Below are 13,244 nucleotides of genomic sequence, written 5' to 3' on the forward strand. Positions count from 1 at the left end.
GAGTTCCTTTATCGGGCCGAGGGGAGAAGGTCGAAGAGCAACTGCACGGCGCCGGTCTCCGGATGCCGCACGGGATGGGCGCGGACCCCGAACACCTCGGCCAGCAGCGCTGGTTGGAGCACGTCGTGCGGCGGGCCCGACGCGACGACACGGCCCCCGTCGATCACGTACAGCAGGTCGCAGTGGGCGGCGGCGAGGTTGAGGTCGTGCAGGGCGGCCAGCACGGTCAGGCCACTGCCCCGGACCAGGGACAGCACGTCCAACTGGTGGGCGATGTCGAGGTGGTTGGTCGGCTCGTCCAGCACCAGCACGCGCGGCTGCTGGGTGAGTGCCCGCGCGATCAGGACGCGCTGCTTCTCGCCGCCGGAGAGCGCGAGGAAGCCGCGTTCGGCGAGATGCGCGACTCCGGTACGGGCCATGGCGTCGGCGCAGATCGCCCGGTCCTCCTTGGCGGTACGCCCCTGATGCGGCAGCCGCCCCATGCCGACCACCTCGGCGACGGTGAAGTCGAACTCGGACGACGACTCCTGCGGCAGCGCGGCGAGCAGCCGGGCGGTGGCCCGCGGGTCCATCGCGTGCACGTCGTCCCCGTCGAGCCGCACCACCCCGCCCGCCGGCCGCAAGGCCCGGTACACGCACCGCAACAGTGTCGACTTGCCGCTCCCGTTGGGCCCGACGAGTCCGACGAAGTCCCCACTGTTCACGCTCAGTCGAATGTCGTCCACGAGCCGGACCGCACCGGCGTCGACCGACACACCCTCCACATCGAGCCGCATCGGTCAGTGCCCTCCGAACGCGTAGCCGCCGCGCCGCATCAGCAGCAGGAAGGCGGGCACTCCGACCACGGCGGTGATCACGCCGACCGGCAGTTCGGACGGCGCGAGCAGTAGCCGGGACAGCACATCGGCCCATACGAGCAGGACTGCTCCGGCGAGCGGCGCCACCACCAGCACCCGCCGGTGATCGGCGCCGACGAGCATCCGTACGACATGCGGCACCATCAGTCCGACGAACCCGATGGCTCCGCTGACGGCGACCACACACCCGGTCACGGCGGCCGTGACCAGGAACAGCTCCCGGCGCAACCGCTCGGGCCGCACACCGAGCGCGGCGGCGGTCTCGTCCCCCATGGCGAGGGCGTTGAGAGACCCGGCCCGCCGCAGCAGCCAGGCCCACCCCGCGAGCGCCACCACGGCGGCGAGCGGCACCTTCTCCCAGGTCGCGCCGCCGAGGCTGCCAAGGAGCCACATCATGGCCGACCGGGCGGCCTCACCGCGGGCCGCGCCGAAGACCATGACGGTGGTGAGGGCCTCGAAGCCGTACGCCAGTGCCGTCCCGGTCAGCACCAGGCGCAGGGGTGTGAGCCCGAGCGGTGACCTGGCCACCGCGTAGACGAGCGCCATGGCTGCCAGCGCCGACCCGAAGGCGGCGACGGACAGGGCCCACACCCCGAGCCCGGCGAACAGCCCGAGCAGGATGACCGCGTTGGCACCCACGGCCGCGCCGGAGGAGATCCCGAGCACGAACGGGTCGGCGAGCGCATTGCGCACCATGGCCTGCACGGCGACGCCGACGGCCGCGAGCCCGGCGCCGACGACGGCGGCGAGCATCGCACGAGGCAGCCGGATCTCCCAGACGATGGTGTACGGGGCGACGTCACCGGGGGCGATACCGCCGCCGGTCACCCCGGCCCACAAGAACCGCAGTACCTGCCCCCACCCGATCCCCGAAGCGCCCAGCCCGACCCCGCAGAGCAGCGACAGACACAGCAACAGCGCCAGCCCAACGACCAGCGGCACGACGGGTATTCGGCGCACGAGCGGCGGGTCCTAAGCCTCGGGCCGCCTCGTGAACACAAGCAGGGGGGTGGGCGGCACGGCACGACCGTGCGCTCCCCTCTCGCAGTCCGCGGCGAGCGTCATCGGGTCACATGCCACCCCGTGGGTAATCGGGCTCACGCGACGGCCGGGCGGCCTGCCACGCTTACCGTTGCGGGTCAGCGCCGGACTCTCACCGGCTTCCCCCACGGGACGCGCCCCGAGCGTAACAAACGGGCGATGGGCCGATGCCGGCCGTGGCAGGGGCGCCGGTTCGGCTGCTCAGGGGCGGGTGGCACGGAAGCGCAGGCTGCCGCTCTTCGGGTGCAGGTCCACCGATACGCCGGTGAAGCCGGCCCCGGTCAGGCGCGCGGGCAGGGTGCGCGGGTCCAGCGTGTTCATCGTGTCGCGGAAGTGCAGGATCCGGAAAGGCAGGCTCAGTTGGCTGTCGCTGCCCGCGAAGGTGCCGCCTGGACGCAGCACACGGAAGGCCTCGGCGAAGATCCGGTCCTGGTGCTCGGCCGTGGGGACATGGTGGAGCATCGTGAAGCAGACGACGGAGTCGTACGAGGTGTCGGGCAGCGTCGTGGCCGCGCCGTCGGCGTGCAGGATGCGGGCGCGCTCGCCCCACCCGTCCTGGAGGAGCCGCGCGGTGTCCCCGTCGATCTCCACGGCGGTCAGGTGCGGAACCTCTTCGACGAGTACGCGCAGATTGGCCCCGTAGCCCGGCCCGATCTCCAGTACGTCCTCGCCCAGCTCCACGCCCTCCAGGGCCCAGGGCAGAATGCGGTCCTTCGTGGTCTGCGCCCATCCCTCGGAGCTGCACAGCCTGCGGTGGGCTCGGTTCATCGGCATGCACCCGACGCTAGAGGCCGCCGCGGCCTGTCCGCCACGGGCTAGGCTGCCGTTCCATGTCGCGGAACGGACAGGGGCCCGGGGTGTCGCGGAAGGGGCAGCTGTCGGGGGTGCCGCGGGACGGGCAGCCGCCTGTGACATCGCGGAAGGGGCCGTCGTCTGTGACGCCGGGGACCGGGAGGCAGTCGTCTGTGCCGCCGGGGACCGGGAGGCCGTCGCCCACGTCCGCCACCGCGATCTTCGTCGGGCACTTCACCATGCCGCGAGGCACCGCCTTCACCACGCACTGGCACTCCTTCCACCAACTGGCCTGGTCGGCAAAGGGATTGCTGCGCGTCGGCAGCGAAAAGGGCTCCTGGCTGCTGCCTCCCTCGCTCGCCCTGTGGATCCCGGCCGGGCTGCCGCATTCGACCGGATCGGAGGGCGACGCGGTGATGCGCAGCCCGTACGTCGATCCCGCGAGCTGCCCGCAGATCGCCTGGACGGAGCCGACGGTGGTGGCGGTCGGGCCGCTGCAACGCGCCCTCATCGACCACCTGGTGCGCACGGACATCGCCCCGGAGGCCCGGTCCCGCGCGGAGGCCGTACTCCTGGACGTGCTGAGCCCCGTCCCCGTGACGAGCATCGTGGTGACCGAGCCCCGGGACCCGCGCACCCGTGCCGTGGCCCGGGCCCTGACCGCCGATCCGTCCGACGGGCGCCCGCTGTTCGCCTGGGGGGAGGAGGTCGGCGCGAGCGCCCGTACGCTGGCCCGCCTCTTCGTCGCCGACACGGGCCTGGCTTTCGCCCAGTGGCGGGAACAACTGCGGATGCGGGCCGCGATGCCCCTGCTCGCCGACGGCCTGACTCTGGAGACCGTCGCGCGCCACGTCGGCTACGCCTCAGCCAGTTCCTTCGTCGCGGCCTTCCACCGGATCACGGGCGTCACACCGCGCCAGTACTTCCCTGCCCAGCCCTGATGACAAGGCACGCTAGGCGCAGGCCGGGCACAGGCCGCGGTAGGTGACCTCGACCTCGGAGACCGTGAAGCCGAAGCGCTCCTCGGCCGGGAGGTCGGCCAGTGGGTTTCCGGCCGGGTGGACGTCGCGGATGGTGCCGCAGTTGGAACACACCAGGTGCTGGTGGGGGTGGTGGGCGTTCGGGTCGTAGCGCTTGGCGCGGCCGTCGGTGGAGACCTCGAGGACCTCACCGAGGGAGACCAGCTCGCCCAGGGCGTTGTAGACGGTCGCCCGGGAGATCTCCGGCAGCCGCTGTGCCGCGCGGGCGTGCACCTCGTCGGCCGTGAGGTGTACATGCTCGCCGTCGAGGACCTCCGCAACGACACGTCGCTGGGAGGTCATCCGCCAGCCACGTCCTCGCAGTCGCTCCAGCAGGTCACTCATATCGGTTCACCTATTCAGGTTCAGTGGGATGCCCGGAGTTTACCGGTGGACGTCCGGGTCCCGGTTGGATATGGGCTTGGCCCGCTTCTTGACTTGGACTCGGTCCATCGTAGGATCGGTTCCGGCGATAGCCAAGGGACAGGAAGACTCCAGTACGACATGAGACAGAGACGTGACGGGACCACCTCGGCTTCGAGGCGATCCATCCCCTCCGGGATGCGCGGTCGCGCGAGCCATATCTCCCTTCAGGTCGTGTGTGAGGTTCTCCGCAGGTCGGCGAGGCCGGTCACCCCGACTTCGCCGCCGCCCACCCCAGTCTTCGTACCCCCCGCCCGACCGTTCCACCGCCCGCAGTTCCTGAGCACCGTGATCCGCCAGGTCCGGAAGGATTCCCATGACTGAGAACCACGACGCAATCGTCACCGACGCGAAAACGGAGGGCGGCGGTGGCTGCCCGGTCGCGCACGACCGAGCCGCACACCCGACCCAGGGCGGCGGAAACCGCCAGTGGTGGCCGGAGCGGCTCAATGTGAAGATCCTCGCCAAGAACCCCGCCGTGGCCAACCCCCTCGGTGAGGACTTCGACTACAGCGCCGCGTTCAAGACCCTCGACCTCGCCGCCGTGAAGGCGGACATCGCCGAGGTGCTGACGGATTCGCAGGAGTGGTGGCCGGCCGACTTCGGGCACTACGGCCCGTTCATGATCCGGATGGCCTGGCACAGCGCGGGCACCTACCGCATCAGCGACGGCCGCGGCGGCGCCGGTGCGGGCCAGCAGCGCTTCGCCCCCCTCAACAGCTGGCCGGACAACGGCAACCTCGACAAGGCCCGCCGTCTGCTGTGGCCGGTCAAGAAGAAGTACGGCCAGTCCATCTCGTGGGCCGACCTCATGATCCTCACCGGCAACGTCGCCCTGGAGTCGATGGGCTTCGAGACCTTCGGCTTCGCCGGCGGCCGCGCGGACGTCTGGGAGCCCGACGAGGACGTCTACTGGGGTCCCGAGACCACCTGGCTCGACGACCAGCGCTACACCGGTGACCGCGAGCTGGAGAACCCGCTCGGCGCCGTCCAGATGGGCCTCATCTACGTCAACCCCGAGGGCCCGAACGGAAACCCGGACCCGCTGGCCGCGGCCCGCGACATCCGTGAGACCTTCCGCCGGATGGCGATGAACGACGAGGAGACGGTCGCCCTGATCGCGGGCGGTCACACCTTCGGCAAGACCCACGGCGCGGGCCCGGCGGACGCCGTCGGCGACGACCCCGAGGCCGCCCCGATCGAGGCGCAGGGCTTCGGCTGGAAGAGCACCTACGGCACCGGCAAGGGCGGCGACGCGATCACCAGTGGCCTGGAGGTCACCTGGACGCAGACGCCGACCCAGTGGAGCAACTACTTCTTCCAGAACCTGTTCGGCTACGAGTGGGAGCTGACGTCGAGCCCCGCCGGCGCCAACCAGTGGGTCGCGAAGGACGGCGCGGGCGCGGGCACCATCCCCGACGCGCACGACCCGTCGAAGACCAAGGCTCCGATGATGCTGACCACCGACCTCGCCCTGAAGGTCGACCCGGCATACGGGGAGATCTCGCGGCGCTTCTACGAGAACCCCGACCAGTTCGCGGACGCCTTCGCCCGCGCCTGGTTCAAGCTGACCCACCGCGACCTGGGCCCGATCGTGCGCTACCTCGGCTCCGAGGTCCCCTCCGAGACGCTGCTGTGGCAGGACCCGCTGCCCGCGGTGACCCACGAGCTCGTCGACGCGGCGGAGATCGCCGCCCTCAAGACCCTGATCCTCGGCTCGGGCCTGTCGGTCTCCCAGCTCGTCTCCACCACGTGGGCGGCGACCTCGTCCTTCCGTGGCAGCGACAAGCGCGGCGGCGCCAACGGTGCGCGCATCCGTCTCCAGCCGCAGATCGGCTGGGAGGTCAACGAGCCGGACCAGCTCGCGCAGGTGCTGCGCACCCTGGAGGGCATCCAGACGTCCTTCAACGCCGGCGGCAAGCAGATCTCGCTGGCCGACCTGATCGTCCTCGCGGGTGCCGCGGGCGTCGAGAAGGCCGCCAAGGACGCCGGCTTCGACATCGAGGTCCCCTTCACGCCGGGCCGCGTCGACGCCACGCAGGAGCAGACGGACGTCGAGTCGTTCGCCGCCCTTGAGCCGACCGTCGACGGTTTCCGCAACTACCTCGGCAAGGGCAACCGCCTGCCGGCCGAGTATCTGCTGATCGACAAGGCGAACCTGCTGAACCTGAGCGCGCCCGAGCTGACGGTCCTCGTCGGCGGCCTGCGTGTCCTGGGTGCGAACTACGGGGACACCAAGCACGGCGTCCTCACCACCACCCCGGGCATCCTGACCAACGACTTCTTCGTCAACCTGCTCGAACTGGGCACGACGTGGTCGGCGACCTCCGAGGACCAGAACACCTTCGAGGGCCGCGACGCCTCGGGCGAGGTCAAGTGGACCGGCACCCGCGCCGACCTGGTCTTCGGCTCCAACTCCGAGCTGCGCGCCGTCGCGGAGGTCTACGCCAGCGATGACGCGAAGGAGAAGTTCGTGAACGACTTCGTCGCCGCGTGGGTCAAGGTCTCGAACCTGGACCGGTTCGACCTGGTCTGATCATCCCGATTCACCGGTGATCCGGCGGTGATCCGCCGGTAACGAACGTCCAGGCCAGCCCATAGGGGTCGGCCTGGACGTTCCTTTTTCCGGTGCCGTCGAGCTCTGGCCATCTGGCTTCGAACGTGCCTATGCAGTCCTTCACCAAACAGGGTCCAGGGGGGCGGAGCCTGATGACCGGTGAGTGCATCGGCCTCGTATGAGTGAAGGCTCCGGGTTCGGACCTGCGACTCCACCTCCCGCTGGTTTAGTGAATGCTAAACTCGCGAAGGGATTGAACGTGGAAGAGCAGTGGGACATCTACCTGACGGACGAGGTGGATCAGTGGCTGCACGATTTGGAGAAGGCCGACCCAGGCTCGTACACGCTTGTCAACCAGGCGATCTGGATCCTTGCCTGCCACGGCCCGGCCGAGGGGCGTCCTCTTGTCGACCGGATCAAGGGCTCGGCCTTGCACAACCTCAAGGAGCTGCGTCCCGGTTCGGCGGGGCGGAGCGAGATGCGCGTCCTGTTCATGTTCGACCCATGGCGTTCCGCGATCCTGTTGGTGGCCGGAGACAAGGCGGGGAACTGGAGCGCCTGGTACGACGAGGCGATCCCGTTGGCCGAGCTTCGGTATGCGGAGTACGTGGCTGATCGGAAGAAGGAGTCGGGGAAGTGAGCGGATACGTCAGCTGGTCGGACAGTGGGCACCGAGAACGGGCGGAGACGCTGGCGGGTGGTCGGGACCCGTTTCTGGAGGGTGCCCAGCGCATGCTCACCGAGGCACAGGCCTGGCGGCTGGTCGACATGCGTCGGGAGCGCGGGTTCACCCAGGCCCAAGTGGCTGAGCGTATGGGTGTGAGCAAGGGACGGGTCTCCCAGATCGAGAGTGGTCAGGTCTCCGGCACGGATGTCGTGGCGCGGTACGTCGAGGCGCTGGGTGGGAATCTGGTGCTGGTCGCGGTCTTTGGTGACGGGGAGTTGCGCAAGGTCGGTTGACCGGACGTGGGTGGTGGAGCGTGCGGGGGTGCTTGTCGGTCGGGGACACGGTGCGGGCGGCCCCGGCAGTCACTTGAGAACGGGGGTGGGGTCACCCGGCCACGGCGCGAGTGAACTCCGTCCAGGTGAAGGATCCGATCACCCGGACGGGACCGTCCGGGTCCTTGCTGTCGCGGACGGGGACGATACCGAGGCTCAGGTGCGGTCGGCGGCTTCCGGAGTTTCGGGATCGGCGGTGAGTTTGTCCTGGGGTGCGGTCTCGCGGCGCGGGAGCAGGAGCGGGGTGGCCAGGAGGAGGACCCCCGCGATCGCGATCGCGGTGCGTGGGGCGGTGATGGCGGCGAGCAGGCCCCATGCGGCGGTCAGGGTCGCGATGGTGGCGCTGCTGCTGACCGACCACGCGGTGAGGGTGCGGGCGACCCGGTCGGGGGTGGTGTGGTCGAGACGGTAGGTGGCCAGTACCGGGTTGAACAGGCCGATGCAGGTCACCAGGCCGAACTGGACGGCGATGACGAGCACGATCCCGGGGACACCGGGCTGGACGAACGCCAGCCCGAGGGGCCAGCAGGCACGCAGTACCCCGGAGATGCGCATCACCCTGTGCTGCCCGAAACGCGGTACGAGCCGGCGTGAGAGGCGTGCGCCGATGAGGCCGCCGATGCAGGGGGACGCGAACACGAGGCCGTACTGCCAGGGTGCGAACCCGAGGTCGCCCAGCAGGAGTACGAGGATCAGCGGCTCGGAGGCCATGATCAGGCCGTTGACCGCCAGCACGTTGAAGAACAGGGGGCGGAGGGTGGGATGGGCGAGGATGTAGCGCCAGCCGTCGAGTAGATCGCCCGCTTGCAGTCGTGGTGCGGCGGGCCGTGTGGGCTGTGGGTCCGTTCCGCCGATCGCGCGGATGCCCAGGGCCGAGAGCAGATAGCTGACCGCATCCGCGATCACGGTGGTCACCGGGCCGAAGATGCCGATCGCGGCTCCGCCGAGCGGTGGTCCGACCGTCGTCGCGGTCCATGTCGTGGACTCGAAGCGGCTGTTCGCGACGATCAGATCCTCCGGTGGCACGAGCGCCTTCAGATAGGCACCACTTGCCGCGTTGAACGCGATGTTGGCCGCTGCCACGACTACGGAGACGACGAGTAGTTGGGCAAAGCTGAGCAGGCCCAGCGCGAACGCGAGGGGGACGCTCAGCAGCGCCGCGAACCGGGTCAGGTCCATCGCGACCATGACCGGCCGCTTGCGGCGGAACTCCACCCATGGACCGAGCGGCACCGCCACCACGGCCCCCACCGCTCGCCCCGCCGCAGCCAGCGCCGCCACCTGGGTCGGCCCGGAGTGCAGCACGAGCACCGCGATCATGGGAAACGCGCCGAACCCGAGCGCCGTACCGTACGAGCTGACGGCGAACGACGCCCACAACCACCCGAACCGCCGCCCCAGCGCCTGTCCCCCCGTCATACCCACCGCACCTCTCGCCGCTCCGGAACCACCACATGTTGACGTCCGCATCCAAGCGAGTGGCGAGTGACGAGAGCAAACAACCAACCAGCCAGGAATCCACAACCATTGGTTGTGTCACTAGCATGACGTGTGTGGACCTCGCCGCTGTGCGCACCTTCGTGGCCGCCGCGGACGCGGGGCGATTCCAGGACGTCGCCGGCGAACTGGCGGTCACCCAGCAGGCCGTCTCCAAGCGCATCGCCACCCTGGAGAAGATCCTCGGCGTACGGCTGTTCATCCGTACCGCGCGCGGAGTGCAGCTCACCATCGACGGACACGCGTTCCTGCCCCACGCCCGCGAGCTCCTACGGGCCGAGGAGCGCGCGGTCGCCTCCGTCCGTCCCGGCCGCCGCCCGCTGCGTGTCGACGTGATCGGCCGACGGCTCGCCCCGGCCGCCGTGCTGGGTGAATTCCATCGCGCGCACCCCGAGGTCGAACTCGATGTCGTGACCCTCTTCGACGTCGACGCGGCCGTCGACGCCCTCCGGTCCGGCACGATCGACGTGTCCTTCCGGGCCGTCACGATGCCTGGCCGACGGCTCCCCGACGACATCGGCGTCGCCCGGGCCTTCGACGAGCCGATTGAGATCGTCATCGGGCCGGCCCACGAGCTCGCCGACCTTCGCGCGGTCAGGCCCGCCGAGCTCGTCGGGCACCGGATCTGGATGCCCGGCCTCGTTCCCCGAACCGAGTGGGGCGCCTACTACGACGATCTCGCCGCCGCGTTCGGGCTCACCATCGAGGTCACCGGCCCCGACTTCGGCACCAAGCCGCTGCTGGACACCATCGCCGAGTCCCGGTCACTGGTGACCCTCGTCGGCAAGCAGACCCACCTCGTCTGGCCCGCCGACCACGGCCTGCGACGCATCCCCCTGCGGGATCCGACACCGGTCTACCCGCACTCACTGGTCTGGCATCGCGCCAACCCACACCCGGCGCTGGCCGCACTCCGTGACCATCTCAGCTCCGGGCGGCCCGAGCACGCCGAGGCCGAGACCTGGACGCCGGCATGGGCCTAGGGTCACTCCGCCACGGCGCGAGTGAACTCCGTCCAGGCGGCGGAGCCGATCACCAGGACGGGCCCGTTCTGGACCTTGCTGTCGCGGACGGGGACGACACCGGGGAGGCCGTCGGCCACCTCGACGCACTCGCCGCCGTTGTCGTCGCTGTAGCTGCTCTTGCGCCAGGCGGCGCCCTTGAAGTCGTACGCGACCTCGACGCAGTCCTCCCCGCCGCTGCCGCCGCTGTAGCTGCTCTTGCACCAGCGGGCGTTGCTCAGGTCGTACTCGCGCATCGTCTGGAGTCCTCCGCCGCCGACTCGATCAGGGCCAGGGACGCCTCCAGCGGCAACGCGGCGGCCCTCAGCAGATCGTAATTCGTCTGGGTCCGCTTCACCACAGCCGGATCGTCCAGCAGATTCCCCGAATACACCGCCTCTGTATAGACAGTTGGCGGGGCGTCCTCGAACTCCATGAGCTTCATCATCTTGCCCATCTCCGGGTGCGCCCCGGCCGAGAACGGGAGCACCTGCACCAGCGCCATGCGCTCACGCACCATCGCCGCGATGTGGTCCAGCTGCCGGGCCATCACGGCGGGACCGCCGACCGGGACGCGCAGTGCCGTCTCGTGCAGAACCGCCCAATACACGGGCCGTGTAGCGTCCTTGAGGAGCTGGGAACGGTCCATTCGGAGCCTGACCATTTCCTCGATGTAGGCGTCGGCGGCGAGCGGGTTGCTCGCCAGGTAGATCGCGCGTGCGTACTCGGCGGTCTGGAGCAGCCCCGGGACGACCGTCGGCGCGTACTCGCAGATCTCGGTAGCGAGCCGCTCAAGTTCCGCCGCGTGCGCGAAGTACTCCGCGTACCGCTCCTCCTGGATGAGCTTTCGCCACAGCCGCTCGAAGAAGCCTCCGGTTTGTAGGATCTCGTCGATCCTCTGCGCCACATCCAACTGCGGCTTGCGAATGGCCTGTTCGAATTGCCCAATGTAGCCGCCCGACACAAAAACGCGATGACCCAACTCCGCCTGGGTTAACCCGGCGTTCTCCCGCTGCCGTTTCAACTCCGTCCCGAAAAACTCCCAAGCCGCCTGCCGCGAACCCTTGGCCACAGGCCAACCCCCCTGCACTGCGCTGCACTTGTAGAGGACAGACTCCTGCCGAGTGTAGGCGGGGAGCGCCATCCTGGAGATGTGAAGAGTGAAAGTCGAAAAGACAGGGGAGCAGGGTGAAGGCACAACACTCGGCGCGGTGCGTCGAAGAAGCGGAGGAAACGGTGAAGGAATTGCGGGCGGCGCTCACGAACGCCGGAATTACGCTGCCGTCACTGCGGATCGACCAGGCAAGTTTGGCGCGAGAGGCGCCTTGTCCGCGCATCGAATTGGGCGGCTGTTCCGTCGAGTTGGCGGCCCGGCTCGCGGCGGCCCTGCGGTGAGGCCGGTGATCGGCTCGTACGCGCTGGACACACGGACCGGAAGGGTGGGGATGGTCATGGGGCACGAGGGGCCGTACGTTCAGCTGAGACCGTACGGCGGCGGCAAGGAGTGGGACTGCGAACCGGACGCCGTCCGGGGAGCCACCGCGGCGGAGCGGCTCAGCGCGGCGACGGCGTATGCCAACGCACGCAGCCGCGGTGAGGTCCCTTGAAGGGGGAAGCGCCCTGAACCCACAAGGAGCGGCGTGGCATAAGGTGCTGCGCCATGGCGATATGGAACCGTCGTAAGCCGAAGGCGGCGAAGAAGTACCCCGTTCCCCTCACCGCGCACCAGTTGTGGATGGTGTCGCTCAGCGCGCCGGTGAACCGGGACCGGGACGCGTCGCGGACGACCCTGTACCCGTTCACCCGCATCGACGACGACAGGGCCCGACGCTGGCTGGCCGACCAGTGGGAGATCACCTCGCGTGACGCTCTGGTCGGCCGGCTCGACGACCTCGCGCGGACCGGGTACCGCACCCGGGCGCGGCTACGGCTCGGCGTCGAACCACTGGCGTGGGACGCCGGGCTGTACGTGGACATCTCCCGCAGGGGCTTCGCGTCCGGAATGCTGGGCGAGTCCGAGGCGTGGACCGCGCTCAAGAACATCGTGCCGGCGGTGGTGCGGTCGTACGCCTCCTGGAACGAGTACGCCGATCACTATCTGCTGGGCCGGATGGTCTGGCGGGACAACCTCCAGGGCACGCCGGACGCCGACTTCCCCGCCCCGCAGGCTGTGTCCGACGCACACCTGAAGTCCCTCCTCGACCCGGCGAACCGGGCGAGCCCCTGGAACATGGCTCCGTGGGAAGCGATTGGCCACCCGGACCACACACGCTGACTCAGTACGCGAGAATGACCCCATGAGCCTGTTCCGCGACGACGGCATCGTGCTGCGCACCCAGAAGCTGGGTGAAGCGGACCGCATCATCACCCTGCTCACCCGTGGTCACGGACGTGTACGCGCCGTGGCGCGGGGGGTGCGGCGGACCAAGTCGAAGTTCGGGGCGCGGCTGGAGCCGTTCTCGCATGTGGACGTGCAGTTCTTCGCGCGGGGGGGTGAGCTGGTCGGGCGGGGGCTGCCGCTGTGCACGCAGAGCGAGACGATCGCTCCGTACGGTGGTGGGATCGTGACCGACTATGCGCGGTACACCTCCGGGACGGCCATGCTGGAGACCGCCGAGCGGTTCACCGACCATGAGGGGGAGCCGGCGGTGCAGCAGTATCTGCTGCTGGTCGGCGGCCTGCGCACGCTCGCCCGCGGTGAGCACGAGCCGCATCTCGTCCTCGACGCCTTCCTGCTGCGCTCCCTCGCGGTGAACGGCTACGCGCCCAGTTTCAGCGCCTGTGCGAAGTGCGGGATGCCGGGACCGAATCGGTTCTTCTCGGTCTCCGCGGGAGGTTCCGTCTGCGTCGACTGCCGGGTGCCCGGCAGCGTCGTACCCTCGGCGCAGGCTCTCGAACTGCTCGCCGCGCTGCTGACGGGGGACTGGGAGACCGCGGACGCCGCCGAGTCGCGGCACGTCCGGGAGGGCAGCGGACTGGTGTCGGCCTACCTCCACTGGCACCTGGAACGGGGCCTTCGCTCACTTCGTTACGTAGAGAAGTAAAAAGAAGAAACAAG

16 protein-coding genes and 1 riboswitch are annotated in these 13,244 nt (G+C 69.5%); of the genes, 8 read left to right on the forward strand and 8 right to left on the reverse strand.

Annotated elements, in window-relative coordinates:
- Nucleotides 1–8: 8 nt before the first annotated feature.
- From ACFWP7_RS22820 to ACFWP7_RS22830, 3 genes are all read right to left on the reverse strand, one after another.
- A complete protein-coding gene (locus ACFWP7_RS22820; RefSeq protein ID WP_384383758.1) occupies nt 9–776 on the reverse strand; it encodes an ABC transporter ATP-binding protein in 768 nt (255 codons plus the stop codon).
- A 3-nt stretch (nt 777–779) separates the two neighbouring features.
- Nucleotides 780–1,817, reverse strand: coding sequence for a FecCD family ABC transporter permease (locus ACFWP7_RS22825; protein WP_384383761.1), 1,038 nt, complete (start codon nt 1,815–1,817; stop codon nt 780–782).
- Between the two features lie 125 nt (nt 1,818–1,942).
- Nucleotides 1,943–2,024, reverse strand: a riboswitch (cobalamin riboswitch).
- Between the two features lie 75 nt (nt 2,025–2,099).
- On the reverse strand, nt 2,100–2,672 hold the full coding sequence (locus ACFWP7_RS22830; protein ID WP_384383764.1) for a class I SAM-dependent methyltransferase: 573 nt from the start codon (nt 2,670–2,672) through the stop codon (nt 2,100–2,102).
- Between the two features lie 191 nt (nt 2,673–2,863).
- On the opposite strand from ACFWP7_RS22830, the gene ACFWP7_RS22835 reads away from it, so the two are divergent.
- The gene (locus ACFWP7_RS22835; RefSeq protein ID WP_384383766.1) at nt 2,864–3,631 is read left to right on the forward strand and encodes an AraC family transcriptional regulator; all 768 of its coding nucleotides are present in this window, start codon (nt 2,864–2,866) and stop codon (nt 3,629–3,631) included.
- A 12-nt stretch (nt 3,632–3,643) separates the two neighbouring features.
- On the opposite strand, the gene ACFWP7_RS22840 is transcribed toward ACFWP7_RS22835, so the two are convergent.
- Nucleotides 3,644–4,054: a Fur family transcriptional regulator gene (locus ACFWP7_RS22840; protein ID WP_384383769.1), complete on the reverse strand. Its 411-nt coding sequence runs from the start codon at nt 4,052–4,054 to the stop codon at nt 3,644–3,646.
- Nucleotides 4,055–4,448: 394 nt separating this feature from the next.
- On the opposite strand from ACFWP7_RS22840, the gene katG reads away from it, so the two are divergent.
- The 3 genes from katG to ACFWP7_RS22855 all read left to right on the forward strand — a co-directional run bounded on the left by katG (nt 4,449) and on the right by ACFWP7_RS22855 (nt 7,649).
- A complete protein-coding gene (katG, locus tag ACFWP7_RS22845; protein ID WP_384383771.1) occupies nt 4,449–6,668 on the forward strand; it encodes a catalase/peroxidase HPI in 2,220 nt (739 codons plus the stop codon).
- Nucleotides 6,669–6,948: 280 nt separating this feature from the next.
- Nucleotides 6,949–7,329, forward strand: coding sequence for a type II toxin-antitoxin system RelE/ParE family toxin (locus tag ACFWP7_RS22850; protein WP_384383774.1), 381 nt, complete (start codon nt 6,949–6,951; stop codon nt 7,327–7,329).
- Complete coding sequence (locus ACFWP7_RS22855) at nt 7,326–7,649, forward strand: helix-turn-helix domain-containing protein (RefSeq protein ID WP_384383777.1); 324 nt, start codon at nt 7,326–7,328, stop codon at nt 7,647–7,649. Before ACFWP7_RS22850 ends, ACFWP7_RS22855 begins: the two co-directional genes overlap by 4 nt.
- 91 nt (nt 7,650–7,740) lie before the next feature.
- Here ACFWP7_RS22855 and ACFWP7_RS22860 read toward each other — a convergent pair whose 3' ends face one another.
- Together ACFWP7_RS22860 and ACFWP7_RS22865 are read right to left on the reverse strand one after the other, a co-directional pair.
- Nucleotides 7,741–7,848: a DUF397 domain-containing protein gene (locus ACFWP7_RS22860; protein WP_384383969.1), complete on the reverse strand. Its 108-nt coding sequence runs from the start codon at nt 7,846–7,848 to the stop codon at nt 7,741–7,743.
- Entirely contained in the window at nt 7,845–9,107 is a 1,263-nt protein-coding gene (locus ACFWP7_RS22865; RefSeq protein WP_384383780.1) for an MFS transporter, read from the reverse strand. Before ACFWP7_RS22865 ends, ACFWP7_RS22860 begins: the two co-directional genes overlap by 4 nt.
- Before the next feature lie 125 nt (nt 9,108–9,232).
- On the opposite strand from ACFWP7_RS22865, the gene ACFWP7_RS22870 reads away from it, so the two are divergent.
- Nucleotides 9,233–10,168, forward strand: a complete 936-nt coding sequence (locus ACFWP7_RS22870) for a LysR family transcriptional regulator (RefSeq protein ID WP_384383783.1) — start codon at nt 9,233–9,235, stop codon at nt 10,166–10,168.
- 2 nt (nt 10,169–10,170) lie between these two features.
- Here the strand turns inward: ACFWP7_RS22870 and ACFWP7_RS22875 are convergent, their stop codons facing one another.
- Nucleotides 10,171–10,443 carry a DUF397 domain-containing protein gene (locus tag ACFWP7_RS22875; RefSeq protein WP_384383786.1) on the reverse strand — a complete coding sequence of 91 codons (273 nt, stop codon included), beginning with the start codon at nt 10,441–10,443 and terminating at the stop codon, nt 10,171–10,173.
- Nucleotides 10,425–11,258: a Scr1 family TA system antitoxin-like transcriptional regulator gene (locus ACFWP7_RS22880; protein WP_384383789.1), complete on the reverse strand. Its 834-nt coding sequence runs from the start codon at nt 11,256–11,258 to the stop codon at nt 10,425–10,427. Before ACFWP7_RS22880 ends, ACFWP7_RS22875 begins: the two co-directional genes overlap by 19 nt.
- Nucleotides 11,259–11,577: 319 nt before the next feature.
- On the opposite strand from ACFWP7_RS22880, the gene ACFWP7_RS22885 reads away from it, so the two are divergent.
- Genes ACFWP7_RS22885 through recO form a run of 3 tightly spaced genes read left to right on the forward strand, consistent with a single transcriptional unit; the run spans nt 11,578 to nt 13,230 of the window.
- The gene (locus tag ACFWP7_RS22885) at nt 11,578–11,793 is read left to right on the forward strand and encodes a hypothetical protein (RefSeq protein ID WP_384383793.1); all 216 of its coding nucleotides are present in this window, start codon (nt 11,578–11,580) and stop codon (nt 11,791–11,793) included.
- Between the two features lie 53 nt (nt 11,794–11,846).
- The gene (locus tag ACFWP7_RS22890; RefSeq protein WP_384383796.1) at nt 11,847–12,461 is read left to right on the forward strand and encodes a DUF1266 domain-containing protein; all 615 of its coding nucleotides are present in this window, start codon (nt 11,847–11,849) and stop codon (nt 12,459–12,461) included.
- A gap of 22 nt (nt 12,462–12,483) precedes the next feature.
- Nucleotides 12,484–13,230 (forward strand): DNA repair protein RecO, encoded by a 747-nt coding sequence (gene recO, locus ACFWP7_RS22895; protein ID WP_384383799.1) that lies wholly within the window; start codon nt 12,484–12,486, stop codon nt 13,228–13,230.
- Nucleotides 13,231–13,244: the final 14 nt, after the last annotated feature.

Origin of the sequence: Streptomyces sp. NPDC058470 (genome assembly GCF_042721055.1) — a bacterium.
Classification (GTDB): Bacteria; Actinomycetota; Actinomycetes; order Streptomycetales; family Streptomycetaceae; genus Streptomyces.

Excerpts from the sequence above, each read along its gene's own strand:
- recO (WP_384383799.1), top strand. The coding sequence starts at position 12,484 with ATGAGCCTGTTCCGCGACGACGGCATCGTGCTGCGCACCCAGAAGCTG.
- ACFWP7_RS22840 (WP_384383769.1), bottom strand. The coding sequence starts at position 4,054 with ATGAGTGACCTGCTGGAGCGACTGCGAGGACGTGGCTGGCGGATGACC.
- ACFWP7_RS22890 (WP_384383796.1), top strand. The coding sequence starts at position 11,847 with ATGGCGATATGGAACCGTCGTAAGCCGAAGGCGGCGAAGAAGTACCCC.
- ACFWP7_RS22830 (WP_384383764.1), bottom strand. The coding sequence starts at position 2,672 with ATGCCGATGAACCGAGCCCACCGCAGGCTGTGCAGCTCCGAGGGATGG.
- katG (WP_384383771.1), top strand. The coding sequence starts at position 4,449 with ATGACTGAGAACCACGACGCAATCGTCACCGACGCGAAAACGGAGGGC.
- ACFWP7_RS22870 (WP_384383783.1), top strand. The coding sequence starts at position 9,233 with ATGACGTGTGTGGACCTCGCCGCTGTGCGCACCTTCGTGGCCGCCGCG.
- ACFWP7_RS22865 (WP_384383780.1), bottom strand. The coding sequence starts at position 9,107 with ATGACGGGGGGACAGGCGCTGGGGCGGCGGTTCGGGTGGTTGTGGGCG.
- ACFWP7_RS22820 (WP_384383758.1), bottom strand. The coding sequence starts at position 776 with ATGCGGCTCGATGTGGAGGGTGTGTCGGTCGACGCCGGTGCGGTCCGG.
- ACFWP7_RS22875 (WP_384383786.1), bottom strand. The coding sequence starts at position 10,443 with ATGCGCGAGTACGACCTGAGCAACGCCCGCTGGTGCAAGAGCAGCTAC.